The sequence below is a fragment of the Leisingera sp. JC1 genome (assembly GCF_001679925.1).
Classification (GTDB): Bacteria; Pseudomonadota; Alphaproteobacteria; order Rhodobacterales; family Rhodobacteraceae; genus Leisingera.
Genome location: NZ_LYUZ01000001.1, coordinates 390,612 through 405,000, shown reverse-complemented (window position 1 = coordinate 405,000; position 14,389 = coordinate 390,612). Strand labels below are relative to the sequence as shown.

At 62.7% G+C, this 14,389-nt stretch carries 14 protein-coding genes (1 of these 14 running past the window's edge); 7 read left to right on the top strand and 7 right to left on the bottom strand.

The genetic code is table 11. The features are described from left to right. The 4 genes in view from A9D60_RS02005 to A9D60_RS01990 are tightly spaced (at most 6 nt apart) and all read right to left on the bottom strand, a layout consistent with a single transcriptional unit that may run on beyond the window. Positions 1–63: the 5' portion of a carboxymuconolactone decarboxylase family protein gene (locus tag A9D60_RS02005; RefSeq protein ID WP_065266043.1), read on the bottom strand. It extends 321 nt beyond the left edge of the window; 63 of the gene's 384 nt are visible here — the first part of the coding sequence; it begins with the start codon at positions 61–63; its stop codon lies beyond the left edge, outside the window. A 1-nt stretch (position 64) separates the two neighbouring features. After that, positions 65–1,519 (bottom strand): aldehyde dehydrogenase family protein, encoded by a 1,455-nt coding sequence (locus A9D60_RS02000; RefSeq protein ID WP_065266042.1) that lies wholly within the window; start codon positions 1,517–1,519, stop codon positions 65–67. Between the two features lie 6 nt (positions 1,520–1,525). After that, positions 1,526–2,629: an aromatic ring-hydroxylating oxygenase subunit alpha gene (locus tag A9D60_RS01995; RefSeq protein WP_065266041.1), complete on the bottom strand. Its 1,104-nt coding sequence runs from the start codon at positions 2,627–2,629 to the stop codon at positions 1,526–1,528. After that, positions 2,626–3,513 carry a MurR/RpiR family transcriptional regulator gene (locus tag A9D60_RS01990; protein ID WP_065266040.1) on the bottom strand — a complete coding sequence of 296 codons (888 nt, stop codon included), beginning with the start codon at positions 3,511–3,513 and terminating at the stop codon, positions 2,626–2,628. Before A9D60_RS01990 ends, A9D60_RS01995 begins: the two co-directional genes overlap by 4 nt. Before the next feature lie 71 nt (positions 3,514–3,584). Here A9D60_RS01990 and A9D60_RS01985 point away from each other — a divergent pair, with 71 nt between their 5' ends. From A9D60_RS01985 to A9D60_RS01955, 7 genes are all read left to right on the top strand, one after another. Continuing rightward, positions 3,585–6,044 carry an FAD-dependent oxidoreductase gene (locus A9D60_RS01985; RefSeq protein WP_065266039.1) on the top strand — a complete coding sequence of 820 codons (2,460 nt, stop codon included), beginning with the start codon at positions 3,585–3,587 and terminating at the stop codon, positions 6,042–6,044. Positions 6,045–6,147: 103 nt separating this feature from the next. Further along, entirely contained in the window at positions 6,148–7,230 is a 1,083-nt protein-coding gene (locus tag A9D60_RS01980; protein ID WP_065266038.1) for an alcohol dehydrogenase family protein, read from the top strand. Between the two features lie 113 nt (positions 7,231–7,343). Continuing rightward, positions 7,344–8,456 carry a mandelate racemase/muconate lactonizing enzyme family protein gene (locus tag A9D60_RS01975; protein WP_065266037.1) on the top strand — a complete coding sequence of 371 codons (1,113 nt, stop codon included), beginning with the start codon at positions 7,344–7,346 and terminating at the stop codon, positions 8,454–8,456. Beyond that, positions 8,453–9,562, top strand: a complete 1,110-nt coding sequence (locus tag A9D60_RS01970; RefSeq protein WP_065266036.1) for a mandelate racemase/muconate lactonizing enzyme family protein — start codon at positions 8,453–8,455, stop codon at positions 9,560–9,562. Before A9D60_RS01975 ends, A9D60_RS01970 begins: the two co-directional genes overlap by 4 nt. Positions 9,563–9,567: 5 nt before the next feature. Next, entirely contained in the window at positions 9,568–10,161 is a 594-nt protein-coding gene (locus A9D60_RS01965; RefSeq protein WP_065266035.1) for a dimethylsulfonioproprionate lyase family protein, read from the top strand. Continuing rightward, positions 10,158–11,261, top strand: coding sequence for a mandelate racemase/muconate lactonizing enzyme family protein (locus A9D60_RS01960; protein WP_065266034.1), 1,104 nt, complete (start codon positions 10,158–10,160; stop codon positions 11,259–11,261). Before A9D60_RS01965 ends, A9D60_RS01960 begins: the two co-directional genes overlap by 4 nt. Positions 11,262–11,325: 64 nt before the next feature. After that, complete coding sequence (locus tag A9D60_RS01955; protein WP_065266033.1) at positions 11,326–12,600, top strand: aspartate aminotransferase family protein; 1,275 nt, start codon at positions 11,326–11,328, stop codon at positions 12,598–12,600. Positions 12,601–12,658: 58 nt separating this feature from the next. Here A9D60_RS01955 and A9D60_RS01950 read toward each other — a convergent pair whose 3' ends face one another. The 3 genes from A9D60_RS01950 to A9D60_RS01940 all read right to left on the bottom strand — a co-directional run bounded on the left by A9D60_RS01950 (position 12,659) and on the right by A9D60_RS01940 (position 14,347). Beyond that, a complete protein-coding gene (locus A9D60_RS01950; protein ID WP_065266032.1) occupies positions 12,659–13,009 on the bottom strand; it encodes a RidA family protein in 351 nt (116 codons plus the stop codon). A gap of 44 nt (positions 13,010–13,053) precedes the next feature. Further along, positions 13,054–13,398 (bottom strand): hypothetical protein, encoded by a 345-nt coding sequence (locus A9D60_RS01945; protein ID WP_065266031.1) that lies wholly within the window; start codon positions 13,396–13,398, stop codon positions 13,054–13,056. 76 nt (positions 13,399–13,474) lie between these two features. Next, positions 13,475–14,347, bottom strand: a complete 873-nt coding sequence (locus A9D60_RS01940) for a MurR/RpiR family transcriptional regulator (RefSeq protein ID WP_065266030.1) — start codon at positions 14,345–14,347, stop codon at positions 13,475–13,477. Positions 14,348–14,389: the final 42 nt, after the last annotated feature.

The following is a 14,389-nucleotide window of genomic DNA, read 5'->3' as shown; positions in this document are numbered from 1 at the left end:
GCCAAGCGTTGCCTTGCGCTGCTCCATGCCTTTCAGGAACAGGTCTTCGTCAAATGCGCTCATCTCAGCCTCTCAGTTTCATGGCGATATTCTTGGTCTGCACGTAGTTCCACAGTGCCTCGCGGCCCTTTTCACGGCCGTAGCCGGACTTGCCGTAGCCGCCGAAGGGGGTTTCGACGCCGCCTGCGTACCATTCGTTCACAAAAACCTGGCCCGCACGGATCTGGCGGGCGCAGCGGGTGGCGCGATCCAGATCCCGGGTGAAGACGCCGCCGACCAGCCCGTATTCGGTGCTGTTGGCAATCTCGACCGCTTCGGCATCGGACTTAAACTTGAGGACCGAGAGAACGGGTCCGAAAATCTCCTCGCTGGCGATGCTGTCCGACGGCGTGATGCCCGAGACAACGGTTGGCGCCAGGAAAGCGCCTGCATTGCCGACGGGGCTGCCGCCTGTTGCAATGGTTGCGCCATCGGCTTGGGCCTGCTGAACGATGCCCAGCGCCCGGTCCCGCTGCGGCATGGAGACCATGGCGCCCATATTGGCGCCGAACTCGGGACGGTCGATGCCCGCGCCCACGCTCAGGCTTTCGGCCACACTCACTGCACGCTCGACCAGCTCATCGTGGCGGCTTTCGTGCACAATCACCCGGCTCATGGCGCTGCAGACCTGGCCTGCGTTGAAATAGATGCCCCAGCGGATGTCGTTCTCAAACGCCTCAAGATCGGCGTCTTCATGGACAATGGCAGCGGACTTGCCGCCAAGCTCCAGCACGCAAGGCACCACGTTCTGCGCTGCCGCGGTGGCGATGCGGATGCCGGTGGGCACCGAGCCGGTAAAGACAATCTGATTGACCTGCGGATGGCCTGCCAGCGCCGCGCCGGCTTCGTGGCCATAGCCGCAGAGCACGTTGACTGCACCGGCCGGAAAACCGGCGGCCTCAGCCGCGCGGGCGAGCCAGGCATTGGTGAGCGGGGTAAGCTCCGGCGTCTTGATCACGCAGGCGTTGCCGGTGGCCAGCGCTGCGGACAAAGAACGCGCGGTCATCTCCACCGGATAGTTCCAGGGGATGATCTGGGCGGAGACGCCCATCGGCTCATTCTCGGTCCAGTCGAAATAGCCGCCGCCCAGCGGGATCGAGCGGCCTTCGACGGTGCTGGCCTGATTGCCGTAGTATTCGAAATAGAGGGCGGCGCCCTCAATCTCGATCCGGGCTTCCCACAGCGGCTTGCCCTGTTCCAGGGTCAGGACGCGGGCGATCTCGTTGACGTTGTCCAACAGGTAGCGGCCCATTGCCTGCACCATGCGGCCGCGTGCAATCGGGCGCAGCGCTGAAAGCTCGCCGGACAGATGCACACGGCGGGCCGCCTGCACGGCACGGTCCACGTCGGCGGCATCGGCCAGCGCATGGCGCGCCAGCAGCTCACCATTGGCCGGGTTGGTGACATCGATCCACCCTGCCCCGCCCGGCACCCAGGCGCCATCAATGTAGTTCAGCCATTCGGCATCAAGCTGTGTCATCACCGGTTACTTCCCTGCTTCCTGTTGGTCGCGGTCTGCCGCTTCGCGCATCCACTTCTGAAGATGCAGGATTGAATGCTCAGAGTTCACTCCGCAAGAGGGATCGACCACCAGAGGTCCCGGCACATAGCCGCGGCTGTGCAACCCGCGCTGCACGGATTCCACCAGATGAATGTCTTCCTCCACCGTGGTCGCCCGATCCTGCACCGCCATCCGGCGGACAGTTTCATTATCTTCACCGCGGATCGAGTACCAGCCGCGCCAGACCACCACATGATCGGCATCCACCGCCCGCCAGTGATAGGTGTTGAGCAGGTTGCCGGGGTAGACCTGGAAGGAGAACATCGGCCACAGAAACCAGCTGGAATATTTCTCGTTGTTCTCAAAGCCGGAGTTGATGTCATAGGTCATCTGGTCCAGCGAGTTGCATTCGGTCGTGTGGCGCAGGCAGAAGCGCTGAGGCTGGATGTCATAGGTTTCCGGCTTAATCACTCCAGTGGAAAAAGTCGGGTGATTGAGACTGCAGTGATAGCACTCGGAGTAGTTCTCGACCGAGACCTTCCAGTTGCAATTTTCGGGGATCTCCACCCATTCCAGCGGTTTCAGATCCGCCCAGTTGGGCACAAAGCTTTCCAGCTCTGTTCGGACATTCGGGAACCAGCCGTCCATCGGCTTGGCTTCCGGGTCGAGGTTCACAAAGATGAAGCCCAGGAAGACTTCAGTGCGCACCTCAGTCAGGCAGACCTTGGACTTGTCGAAGCCCTGCACCGATTTCAGGTTCGGCCCGGCGCGCAACTGACCGGTCAGCTCATAGGTCCAGGCGTGATAGGGGCAGACCACAACGCGCGTGGTGCCTTCGCCCGAAACCAGCTGGTGCGCGCGGTGCTGGCAGACATTATAGAAAGTGCGGATCTCGCCATCGCGCCCCTTGATGCTGAACAGGCTTTCGCCTGCCATCTCAAAGGCGAAGTAGTCGCCGGGGCTTTCCAGCTGGCTGGCATGGCCGGCAAACTGCCAGGTGCGGGCCAGCAAGCCCTTTCGTTCAGCCTCGAAGATAGCCGGGTCGGTATAGTACCGCGCCTCAAGGGAATGTGTCAGAGGGGCGTTCATTCAGGGTCCTCCGCATAAAGGCCCAGCTGGTGCCTGCGTTTATGGAATTTCTCCACCCGCTCGACGATTTCCTCGCTGGAGACCGCAATCACGAAGGAGAGCAGCGTTTCCAGCAAGGCTATGGTCGAGACGGATGACGGGAAGAATTGCGGCGTGTCTACCGCGATGACAAAACCATGATCCGCATTCAGAACCACAGGGCTGGCGGGGCTGTCGGAGATTCCGATGATCGTGACCCCTTGTTCGCGCGCGATCTTAATCGCCTCGATCACCTCGGCCCGGTAGGGCTTGCAGGTCATGGCAATCAGCACATCCTGGCCGTCCGCCCAGGCGAGGTCATCGACCGCCGTGGAACCGGGCCGCGGGATGGCGTGGAACTGCTTCATGCCGGTGGAGGCAAGATAGGTGAAGTTGCGGGCGTTGGCGTTGTTGACGCCAACGCCAAGAGTAAAGACCTGCCGGGACTGCCAGATCGCCTGCGCCGCAGCCTCCAGCCTTTCCGCATTAATGCCTGCAAAGGTTTCCTCGATATTGCGGATCGCCGCGCCCACCATATCGGCATAAAGACCGCCCAGTTCACCGGACTTGCCGATGTCCTGCAGCCAGCGCGCGCGGTCAGGGAAGGACACCCCGCCCCTGCGAATCGCCTCGCGGAACGGGGCGCGGAAATCCTCGTAGCCCTCGAACCCCACCTGCCGCGCCATGCGGACAAAGGTGTTGGGCTTCACATTGGCGGCCTCGGCAATCTCGCGCACGGTGGAAACCCCAACATCCGCAGGGTTTTCCAGCACATAGCGGGCCGCCTTCTGTGCCTCAGGGGTCAGCGCATCCCACTCTTCGGTGAGGCGCTCCAAAACAGTCGATGATACATTTGTGCCATTCATGATTGACGATGGTACAAATATGGAATTAGCCTGTCGAGCAGAAAAGCGACTCTGCAATCAGGAACGGCGAAATGGCTGACAAAGAATTCCCGGCACAGGCCCGTGTGGTCATCGTGGGCGGCGGCGTGATGGGGGTGGGCCTGGCCTACCACCTGGCGCACGAGGGCTGGGGCCCGGAGGTGGTTCTGCTGGAGAAGGCCGAACTGACATCAGGCTCAACTTGGCACGCGGCGGGACAGATCACCCATTCCACCAGCTCCTTTGGCCTCGGCAAATGCGTGGACTACAACATCGGCCTCTATTCCGGGAAGCTGGAGGAAGAGACCGGCCAGGCCGTCACCTGGCATGGCTGCGGCTCGTTCCGCCTGGCCTATACCGAGGATGAGATGGACTGGCTGCGCCACACCCTGTCCGTCGGGCGTTCGCTGGGATTCAACATCGAGCTGGTCGGCCCGGAGAAGGTTGCCGAGCTGCATCCCTTCTATAACCTCGAAGGGGTTCTGGGCGCGCTCTACACCCCTGATGACGGCCATGTGGACCCGACCAATGTGACCATGGCACTGGCCGCAGGCGCCCGCCAGCTGGGCGCGCGGATCATCCGCCATTGCCGCGCCACCAACATCACCCAGGCCGATAACGGCGAGTGGATCGTGGAATCGGAGAAAGGCACCATCCGCTGCGAGCATGTGGTGAACGCCGGCGGCACCTATGCCCGCCAGATGGGCGAGTGGTCCGGGCTGCAACTGCCGATGACCTCGATGACCCACCATTATTTTGTGACCGAACCGGTGCCGGAGTTCGAGGCGCTGGATAAGGAACTCCCCGTCATCCGCGACGACAAGAAGGTCTCGGGCTACATCCGGATGGAGCAGAAGCGTGGCTTGATCGGGATATACGAAAAGGAAGGCAGCAACTCAGTCTGGCACGACCACTGCCCTTGGGAGTACGAGAACTGGCTGTTCGATGCCGACTATGACCGGGTGATGCCCTGGCTGGAGGAAAGCCTGAACCGGATGCCGATATTTGCAGATCTCGGCATCCAGCGCGAGGTCCACGGTGCAATCTCGCATCCGCCGGATGGCAACCCGCTGATTGGCCCGGCACCGGGCGTCAAGAACTACTGGTGCTGCTGCGGCACCCAGATCGGCATCGGCTGGGGCCCGGGCCTCACCCGCGAGCTGGCGCGCTGGATGGTGCATGGCGCAGCCGACATCTCGATGCGCGAGTATGACCCGCGCCGCTTCGGCTCCTATGCCACCAAGGACTGGCAGGTGACCAAGGCGCATGAGGATTACAAGCTGCGCCATGAGATCCCTTTCCCGCATTTCAACCGCCTCGCGGGCCGCCCCATCGAACCCTCGCCGCTCTATGACAGGCTGAAGGAAAAGGGCGCGGTTTATGAGGAGGTTTACGGCCACGAGCGCCCCCGCTGGTTTGCCCAAAACGGTGTGGAGCAGCGCGATCACTATTCCTTCCGCCGCAATGAAGTGCACGACATGGTCGGGCTGGAATGCAAGGCCGTGCGCGACAGCGTGGGCATCATGGACATTTCCGCCTTCACCAAGGTTGAGGTCTCAGGCCCCGGCGCAGCTGCCCTGCTGGACCGGCTGACCGCCAACCGGCTGCCGCAAAAGGTGGGGGGCATTGCCCTCACCCACATGCTGAACCGCCGCGGCCGGATCGAACTGGAAACCACTGTCGTGAAACTGGCCGAGGACAGTTACTACCTGGTCTGTGCCGCGTTCTTTGAACAGCGGCTGCTGGACCATCTGAACCAGAACCTCGCGGGCGAAGAAGTGGAGATCACAACCCTCTCCACCGATTGGGCCGCCCTTGCTCTCAATGGCCCGAAAGCCCGCGAGGTCCTGGCCGCCTGCACCGATGCCGATCTGACCAACGCAGGTTTCAAATGGCTGACCGCGCAGCAGATCGAGGTTGCAGGCCAATCGCTCTGGGCCTTCCGCATGTCCTATGCCGGTGAACTTGGCTGGGAGCTCCATATCCCGCGCGACAGCACCTTGGCGGTCTATGATGCGCTTTGGGCAGCAGGCGAGGCGCATGGTATTGCCGACTACGGCTCCTTTGCGATGAACGCGATGCGGATGGAAAAGGGCTTCAAAGGCGCAGGCGAACTCACCAATGAGGTTACTCTGGCCGAGGCCGATGTGCTCCGCTTTGCCCGCACAGACAAGGAGTATCTGGGCAAGGACAAGACGCTGAACGACGCGGACAAGCCGTGGGTCTGTGCCTACCTGGAGATCGAACCGGACGGCATCGAAGACGGCAATGGCGGCGAGGCGGTCCTGCTGGATGGCCAGGTTGTGGGCTCCACCGCCTCGGTTGCCTATGGCCACACTGTCGGAAAGATACTGGCCTTCGCCTATGTCAAACCGCACGCCAATGTGCCGGGCACGGAGATCGAGGTGATCATCGCAGGTAAGCCACGCAAGGGCCGGATCCTGGGCGCCCCCGCCTATGATCCCGATAGCCTGCTGCCCCGCACCGACGCCGCGCTCACCCCGGCAGAATAAACAGAACCCGGCTCCCCCTTTCATCTTGCTAAAAATACTCCGGGGGGAGCCAAAGGCGGGGGGCAGCGCCCCCTCCCCCATAACCAAAAGGGAAACGCGAATAATGACCCTGCCCGACACCATGAAGGCAATGGTTCTGACCGGCCACGGCGATATGGACAAATATGAATGGCACGAGGACTGGCCGGTGCCGCAGCCTGGCCCGATGGAGGTGCTGATCAAGGTCGGTGCCTGCGGGCTGAACAACACCGATGTGAACACCCGCTCCGGCTGGTATTCAAAAACTGTCGAGGGGGCCACCACCGGCGGCGCCTTTGACGAAGTGGGCGAGGAAGACCCGACCTGGGGCGGCCGCCCCCTGACGTTTCCGCGCATTCAAGGTGCGGATGCGGTTGGCGAAGTGGTGGCCGTCGGCGACGGCGCTGACCCGGCCCTGATCGGTAAGCGCGTCATGGTCGGCGGCTGGGCGCGTGACTGGGACGACCCGGAGAACAAGGACGAGGCCGGCTACTTCGGCTCCGAATGCGATGGCGGCTTTGCCGAATACACCAAGGCGGACGTGCGCGGCGTGGCAATTGTCGACAGCCCCCTCAGCGATGCGGAGCTGGCGACCTTCTCCTGCTCCTATGTCACAGCCGAAGGGATGCTGAGCCGCGCCGGCGTTGGCGCCGGTGACACGGTGCTGATCCCCGGCGCCTCCGGCGGGGTTGGCGGTGCGCTGATCCAGCTTGCCAAGCGCCGCGGCGCGCGGGTGATCGCGATGGCGTCTGAGGCCAAACACGCCGAGGTGGCGGAGCTTGGTCCCGATCTGATCCTGCCGCGCGCGCCGGAGAACCTGCGGGCCGCACTTGGCGATGAGAAAGTGACCGTGGTGGCCGATGTGGTCGGCGGCGCGCAGTGGCCCCAGCTGATCAGTGTGCTGGAACGCGGCGGGCGCTACACCTGCTCAGGCGCGATTGCCGGACCGATGGTGGAGCTGGATCTGCGCACCTTCTACCTGCGCGATCTGACCTTTACCGGCTCTACCGTGACACCGCATCATAACTTCACTGATGTGGTCTCCTACATCGAGAAGGGCGAGATCAGGCCGGCACTGGCCGCGGCTTACCCGCTGGACCAGCTGAAGGAAGCCCAGGCTGCCTTCATTGCCAAGAAACACACCGGCAATATCGTGGTGATCCCGTGAAGCGGGCGTTGTCCGGCCCGACGCTGAAAGCCGCCAAAGGCTGCCATGCGGCATTTCCCGCGGCAGCAGGTGACACGGCAAGGTTCCCGGGCTGAGCGGAAGGAGCAAAGGATATGAAGATCACCCGGATCCGCGTGTTTCAGACCAGCCTTCCGTATGTCGGCGGTGCCTATGTCTGGGGCGCGGGCAATGCCATTGAAACCGCCACCGCCTCAGTTGTGGTGATCGACACCGATGCGGGCCTGCAGGGCTGCGGCGAGTTCACACCCTGCGGCGAGAATTACATGGTGGCGCGTTCCCAAGGCGTGCCCGCTCTTGCGCGCCTGGTGGCCCCTGCCCTTATTGGCGAGGACCCCAGGGACGTTGCCCGGATCGAGCAGATCATGGACCACCTTGTGCAGGGGCATGGCTACGCCAAGGCTCCGTTTGACGCTGCCTGCTGGGACATACTGGGCCAATCGCTGGATGCGCCGTTGTGGCGGCTGTGGGGCGGCAAGCTGACCGATGGCGCGCCGATGTACCGGGTAGCACCGCAGAAAGGCACCGAGGAAACCATTGCCGAGATGGACCGCTACCGCGCGCAGGGCTACCGCCAGTTCCAGACCAAAGTGGGCGGCGACTGGGCGGCAGATATCGAGCGTATCCATGCCACCGTACCGCTGCTGAAACCCGGAGAAAAGGCGATGGCTGACGCCAATCAGGGCTGGCGGGTCGACAATGCGCTGCGGGTGGCGCGGGCGACCAAGGATCTGGATTACATACTGGAGCAGCCCTGCCGCACCTATGAAGAATGCCAGCAGGTGCGAATGCGCACCGACCTGCCGATGAAACTGGATGAATGCGTGACCGGAATGAACGCCGCCCAGCGCATCGTCGCGGACCACGGAGCCGATCTGATTTGCCTCAAGATCTCCAACCTCGGCGGCATTTCCAAGGCGCGGCGGGTGCGGGACTATCTGGTCGAAAACCGCCTGCCTGTGGTGGCCGAGGACACCTGGGGCGGTGAAATCGCCAGCGCAACTCTCTCCCATTTCGCAGCCACCACTCCGCCGGAATACCTGCACAACACCACCGATCTTATGAACTACAACACCCGCTCAACCGGCGTCGGCGGCGCCTGGGCAGAGAACGGCAAACTCTATGCACCGGACACGCCGGGGCTTGGCGTTACCCCGGATTTCGAGAGCCTCGGTGCACCTGTCGCCGAGTTTGGAGGCATCGCATGAAAATCGCCCGCATCACCGTCTACCAGCTCGATATGCCGCTGACCGAGCCCTACTACCTGTCGGGCGGGCGGCTGAAGTTCGAGAAGCTCGACAGCACATTTGTGCGTATCGACACAGACGAGGGCGTTTCGGGCTGGGGTGAAGGCTGCCCCTGGGGGCATACCTATCTGCCTGCGCATGGGCCGGGAATCCGGGCAGGGATCGAGACGCTGGCCGCCGCCCTGATCGGGCTGGACCCGCGAAGCCTGGATCACGTGAACCGGGTGATGGATGTGCAGCTGCCGGGACACCCTTATGTAAAATCCCCCATCGACATGGCCTGCTGGGATATCCTGGGCAAGACCTCCGGCCTGCCGCTGTGGCAGCTGCTGGGCGGGGCTGAGGCGGCACCAGTGCTGGTGAACTCCTCAATCTCAACCGGAACGCCGGAGGAGATGCTGGCGCTGATCAACCGTGCGGCGGAAAAAGGCTATACCGTGCATTCCGCCAAGGTGGGCGGTACTGACATCGGCCTGGATATCGACCGGATCGAGGCGATCTCCGAAGGTCTCCCCAAGGGCCACAAGGTAACTTTTGACGTGAACCGCGCCTGGCAGCCTGCGGTGGCGGTCGAGGTCCTGAACTCGGTCAAGGCGCGCGACTGGGTGGAACAGCCCTGTGAGACGCTGGATCAATGCGCCCATGTGGCGGCGCGCGTGTCCAACCCGATCATGCTGGACGAATGCCTGCATGCGTTCGGCGATCATCTGCAGGCCTGGAAACGCGGCGCCTGCGAGGGCGTGAAGGTGAAGCCAAACCGTGTTGGCGGGCTGACCAAGGCCCGGCAGATCCGCGACTTTGGTGTTTCAGTGGGCTGGCAAATGCACATCGAAGATGTGGGAGGCTCGGCGCTTGCAGATACCGCGGCGATCCATCTGGCGGCCTCGTCTCCCGAGGCGAACCGGCTGGCGAGCTGGTTGTGCCACTATCATCTGGACGTGGACCCGGTCCCCGGCCAGGGCGCTCGGAATCACCGCGGCGTGGCAGTGCCGCCCGCCCTGCCTGGCATTGGCGTAACGCCCGAGGAAGGCACGCTGGGTGCCCCGGTTGCAGTCTTTGGAGGCTGAAGGTGATGCCCGCGCGGCTATTACAGGAACTGGCACAGCTTGCTGCCCGGACTGAAGGGCTGGCCTGGTTCGCAGCGCGGATGCAGGGACTGCCGGTGTTGGATGCGGAGCCGCTCCGCTTGCCAGTGTGCAATAGAATTGAAAAGCTTGCGGTTTCCGGCAAGCAGGTCAGCGAGGCAACTGCGCCTGCGGTGGCCGCACTGGCCTCTGCCCTGCCGCGCCTGCGCTGGCAGCAGACCTATACCGAAGCCGACGGCTTCACCCGCGATTGGCTGGACAATTATGGCTGGGTCAACCTGATCTCGCCCGAGGGGCTGTATCAAAGCGACGGGATGCGTCTGTCCATCGGTTATTGGGGTGCAGGCCAGCACTACGGCGAGCATTCGCACGCTCCCGAGGAGACCTACCTGATCCTCGCTGGCCAGGCCCGGTTTTATTCAGAAGGCCGCCCGGTGCGGGATGAAGGCCCCGGCGACACAATCCACCACGCGCCGCACCAGAAACATGCCATCGATATGGTGCCCGGCCCGCTGCTGGCGGCAGCCTTCTGGCGCGGAGACGATCTGTTGAAGAAATCCGAACTGGGAGCACGCTCATGAAGATCACCCGTATTTCCCTTTGGCGTGTGCCGCTGACCAGCCACACCGCCTATTACATGGCTGAGGGCAAGACCTGCGATACGGTTGAAAGCGTGGTGCTGGCGCTGGACACCGATGGCGGGCTTACCGGCTGGGGCGAAGTTTGCCCGATCCCGCATTATCTGCCCGCCTATGCCCGCGGCGTGGTGCCTGCGGTTGAAGAATTGGCGCCGGTGCTGCTGGGCGCGGACCCGGTGGGGCCGGAAGCGTTGATGTCCAGGCTAGATCATTGGCTGCAGGGGCATCCATATGCCAAGTCCGCCATCGACATCGCCCTGTGGGACCTGTCCGCACAGGCCGCGAACCTGCCGCTGAATGCGCTGCTGGGCGGCCAGCGGCAGGCAGACATGCCGCTGTATCATTCGATCACCTGTATCGCACCAGAGGAAATGGCCCGTATCGCGCGAGAGGCGCAGGAGACCGGCATCACCCAGTTCCAGGTGAAGCTGGGTGCCGACCGCGACTGGCAGGCCGACGTGGCCCGGCTGCGGATGGTGCGGGAGGCGGTTGGCGAAGGCCCTCTTGTCTATGGCGACTGGAACTGCGGCGCCACGTCGCTGGATGCCTCGCGCGTGGGCCGGGCAGTGGCGGATCTGGACATCATGCTGGAACAGCCCTGCGCCACTATCGAGGATTGCGCCCGGGTGCGCGCGGCCTGCGGGCTGCCGATGAAGCTGGATGAGAACGCTCATGACACGGCCTCACTGCTGGCCGGCCATGCGGCAGGCGTGATGGATGCGGTGGCCATCAAGCTGTCGAAATTCGGCGGTCTTTCAGCATCGCGCCGCGCGCGCGATCTGTGCCTGCACTTGGGTGCCAAGATGTGCATCGAGGATACCTGGGGCTCCGACATTACCACCGCGGCGCTTCTGCACCTGGGCGCATCTACCGATCCGCTGCGGCTGATGAATGTCTGCGATCTGTCCTCTTACGTCAGCCCGCGGCTTGACCCGGCAGGACCAGAGCGCCGCAATGGACGTATCGCGCCGCCTGAAGGCCCCGGCCTGGGCGTGCGGCCAGACCGGGAAGCTCTCGGCCCTCCCGCAGCCGTGATCGAATAGTTTTTGACTTTTTGGTCAAAAAAACTCCAACTAGGGCAAACCAGCCCCGACAGGACTTGAAAACATGGAAAAGATCCTCACCCAGGCCGAGTGGATTGACCGCGCAAAGGCAGTGCTGCCCGCCGGCGGCTTTGGCAACTTCGATCCCGGCATCGTCATCCGCGAAGGCAAGGGCTCGCGTGTTTGGGACGAAGACGGCAAGGAGTACATAGACTACCTGATAGGCTCCGGTCCGATGATGCTGGGCCACGGTCACCCTGAGGTGCTGGAGGCCGTTCTGGAGCAATTGCCGAAAGGCATGACCTTCTTTGCCAGCAATACCCGCGGCATTGAACTGGCTGAGGATATCTGCCGCGCGGTGCCTTGCGCCGAGCAGTTGCGTTATGTCTCCACCGGCGGCGAAGCAGACATGTATGCGATCCGGCTGGCCCGTGCCTTTACCGGGCGCACCAAGATCGTGAAGTTTGAAGGCGGCTACCATGGCATGTCGGCGGAAGCGCAGATGAGCCTGGCGCCCTCGGTTCGTGTGAATTTCCCGCAGGCCGTGCCGGACAGTGCAGGCATCCCGCCGTCAGTAGCGGCAGAGGTGCTGGTCGCGCCTTTCAATGACTTCGAATACATCAAGCAGCTGATGGCAGAGCACGGGCACGAGATTGCGGCCATCATTGCCGAGCCGCTGCAACGTATTGTGCCGCCGCTGCCGGGCTTCCTGCAGCTGTTGCGCGAGGAAACTCAGAAACACGGAAGCCTGCTGATCTTTGACGAGGTGGTCACCGGCTTCCGCTCCACCTATGGCGGCGGCCAGGAGCTTTATGGAGTGACACCGGATCTGGCGACGCTGGGCAAGGTCATTGGCGGCGGCTTCCCGCTGGCGGCCACTGTGGGCCGGGCCGATATCATGCGGCACTTCGACAAGGCGGAAGTGGGTGCCGAAGGCTGGCTGATGCAGTTAGGCACGCTGTCGGGTAACCCGGTGGCGGCAGTCGCGGGCCTGAAAACCATGGAAGTGCTGCGCCGCGAGGGTGCCTATGACAAGCTGAACCGCACCGGCCAACGGCTGATGCAGATGACCAGTGCGGCGCTGGAAGAATCCGGGGTGCCGTTCCAAATCGTTGGTGAACCCGCATTGTTCGAGGTCGTCTTCACAGATGCCAAAGTGCGCGATTACCGTGACACCCAGGCCGGAAACGCCGAACGCACCAAGCGCTATAATGCGGTGCTGCGCCAGGAAGGCATCTTCAAATCGCCGGGCAAGACCTACCCCAGCCTGGCACTGACAGACGAGGATCTGGAACAGACTGAGGCAGCCATCAGGAAGGCCTCCGCGGCTCTGGACTAGATCATCAGCAACAAAGGCGGGCTGCCTGCCCGCCTTTCCTTTACCCGCCAAGGCTAACTTAGGGTTTGGCCGCAGTTACGATCAGTTCCACCAGGAAATCCTCGCGGGCCAGCTTTGCTTCGCCGCAGGCGCGTGCAGGGGCATGCCCCTCTGGCACCCAGGCATCCCAGACCGCATTCATCTCGGCAAAATCCTTCATGTCGGCCAGCCAGATCACAGTTTGCAGGATACGGGTCTTGTCGCTGCCCGCCTCCGCCAGCAGCGTGTCGATCTTGTCCAGGCAGTCCTGGGTCTGCTGCGCCACGCTGGCACCGGCAGTGCCAACCTGCCCTGCCAGGTAAATTGTATCTCCGTGGGTCACGATCTGGCTCATACGCTGGCCGGTGTGGCTGCGGGTTATTTCAGACATCTCTTATCCTTGCGAAAATTGTTGCTGAACTTCAGCCGCCGTTCCTATTGGGACAGCAGCCATTTGCCCTCAGACGGACAGAATTTCCGGCGGGCCTGCTTCGGCGTCTGATCGTCTTTGACAAAGGCCTGGTGCTGCAAAAGAACGCAATCGCCTTCTTTGCCCGCCACCTGCACCTCGCCGTGCGCGCCGCTGTCCGGGTTGCTCCACTTGGCCCGTTTACCGCCCTGCGCCTCAGCCAGCAGGGTTTGCTCAGCCTGCCGCATGATGTTGGTGTCCTGCGGTGTCAGCCCGGACTTGGCCAGAATACGGCTGAGAGGATTGGCCGCTGCGGGCGCGGCGACCAATGCTGCCAGGGCGGCAGCTGTCAGAATTCCGGAAAAACGCATGTGAATACTCCTGCCTGAATGAAACCGGCTTGTTCCCCAGTAAGGCGCAACCGGCAGGCAATGTCCATGCGGCGGATCAGGAGAACTTGCGGAACAGCCGGGTCATGTCGAACAGTTCATCCAGCCGGTCGTAGCGGTCCTTGGTTTTGTCCCAGCTCTCCTCCTGTGTAGCGGCGATCATCGCTTCCAGCAGCATCATGGTGGAAATGTTGGAATCCCAGGCCGACGGGATTTCGACCCAGCAGTTGAAGGTGTGTTCGGCAACCGAGGCAATCGGGCTGGCCCATTGGTCGGTGATCAGCACGATCTTCACCCCTCGCTCGGAGGCAAGTTCGGCCAGCCTTTGCAGGTTGGTCTCGTACCGGCGCACGTCAAACATCAGCAGCGTGTCGCCTTCCACCATATCAAGCACGTAATGCGGCCAGGTGGCGGAGGAGGACGTCATATGGGTGACCCGCTGCCGGATCGCCTGAAAGTGGGTAAAGGCGTAATCCGCCAGCGCCCGTGTGATGCGCCCGCCCACCACATAAAGCCGCCCCTCGGTATTGGCGAGCTGGTGCACGGCGGCGTCGAACTGAGCGGAGTCGATGTTGGAAAACGTCTGCTGCAGGTTGTCCGTGACAGCCTGTGCAAATCTGTTCAACAGGTGTCCCTCAGGCGCCTCTGATGCCCAGTTGTCACGCCGCTTAGTCGGGCCGGAGACCTTGGCCTCCAGTTCCTTCAGCAATGCCTGGTGGAACTGCGGATACCCCTTAAAACCCAGCTTCTGCACCATCCGCGCCACCGTCGGCGTGGAAACTTCGGCATTGCCGGCCACGATAGTAATCGAGGCCAACCCCGCCGCGGGATAGTTCTCCAGAAGCAAATTCGCGAACTTTCGTTCGGACTGGGTGAGCGAGGAGTAGTTCTCGCGGATCAACTCGCGAACGGTGGCAGGCGGTTTCGACAACGGCGCATTCCTGTTTTGAACAGACACTTTCTACCCCGGAAC

What these genes read in the sequence shown, in the direction of transcription:
- A9D60_RS02000 (WP_065266042.1), bottom strand. Translation starts at nt 1,519, where the DNA reads ATGACACAGCTTGATGCCGAATGGCTGAACTACATTGATGGCGCCTGG.
- A9D60_RS01995 (WP_065266041.1), bottom strand. Translation starts at nt 2,629, where the DNA reads ATGAACGCCCCTCTGACACATTCCCTTGAGGCGCGGTACTATACCGAC.
- A9D60_RS01990 (WP_065266040.1), bottom strand. Translation starts at nt 3,513, where the DNA reads ATGAATGGCACAAATGTATCATCGACTGTTTTGGAGCGCCTCACCGAA.
- A9D60_RS01985 (WP_065266039.1), top strand. Translation starts at nt 3,585, where the DNA reads ATGGCTGACAAAGAATTCCCGGCACAGGCCCGTGTGGTCATCGTGGGC.
- A9D60_RS01980 (WP_065266038.1), top strand. Translation starts at nt 6,148, where the DNA reads ATGACCCTGCCCGACACCATGAAGGCAATGGTTCTGACCGGCCACGGC.
- A9D60_RS01975 (WP_065266037.1), top strand. Translation starts at nt 7,344, where the DNA reads ATGAAGATCACCCGGATCCGCGTGTTTCAGACCAGCCTTCCGTATGTC.
- A9D60_RS01970 (WP_065266036.1), top strand. Translation starts at nt 8,453, where the DNA reads ATGAAAATCGCCCGCATCACCGTCTACCAGCTCGATATGCCGCTGACC.
- A9D60_RS01965 (WP_065266035.1), top strand. Translation starts at nt 9,568, where the DNA reads ATGCCCGCGCGGCTATTACAGGAACTGGCACAGCTTGCTGCCCGGACT.
- A9D60_RS01960 (WP_065266034.1), top strand. Translation starts at nt 10,158, where the DNA reads ATGAAGATCACCCGTATTTCCCTTTGGCGTGTGCCGCTGACCAGCCAC.
- A9D60_RS01955 (WP_065266033.1), top strand. Translation starts at nt 11,326, where the DNA reads ATGGAAAAGATCCTCACCCAGGCCGAGTGGATTGACCGCGCAAAGGCA.
- A9D60_RS01950 (WP_065266032.1), bottom strand. Translation starts at nt 13,009, where the DNA reads ATGTCTGAAATAACCCGCAGCCACACCGGCCAGCGTATGAGCCAGATC.
- A9D60_RS01945 (WP_065266031.1), bottom strand. Translation starts at nt 13,398, where the DNA reads ATGCGTTTTTCCGGAATTCTGACAGCTGCCGCCCTGGCAGCATTGGTC.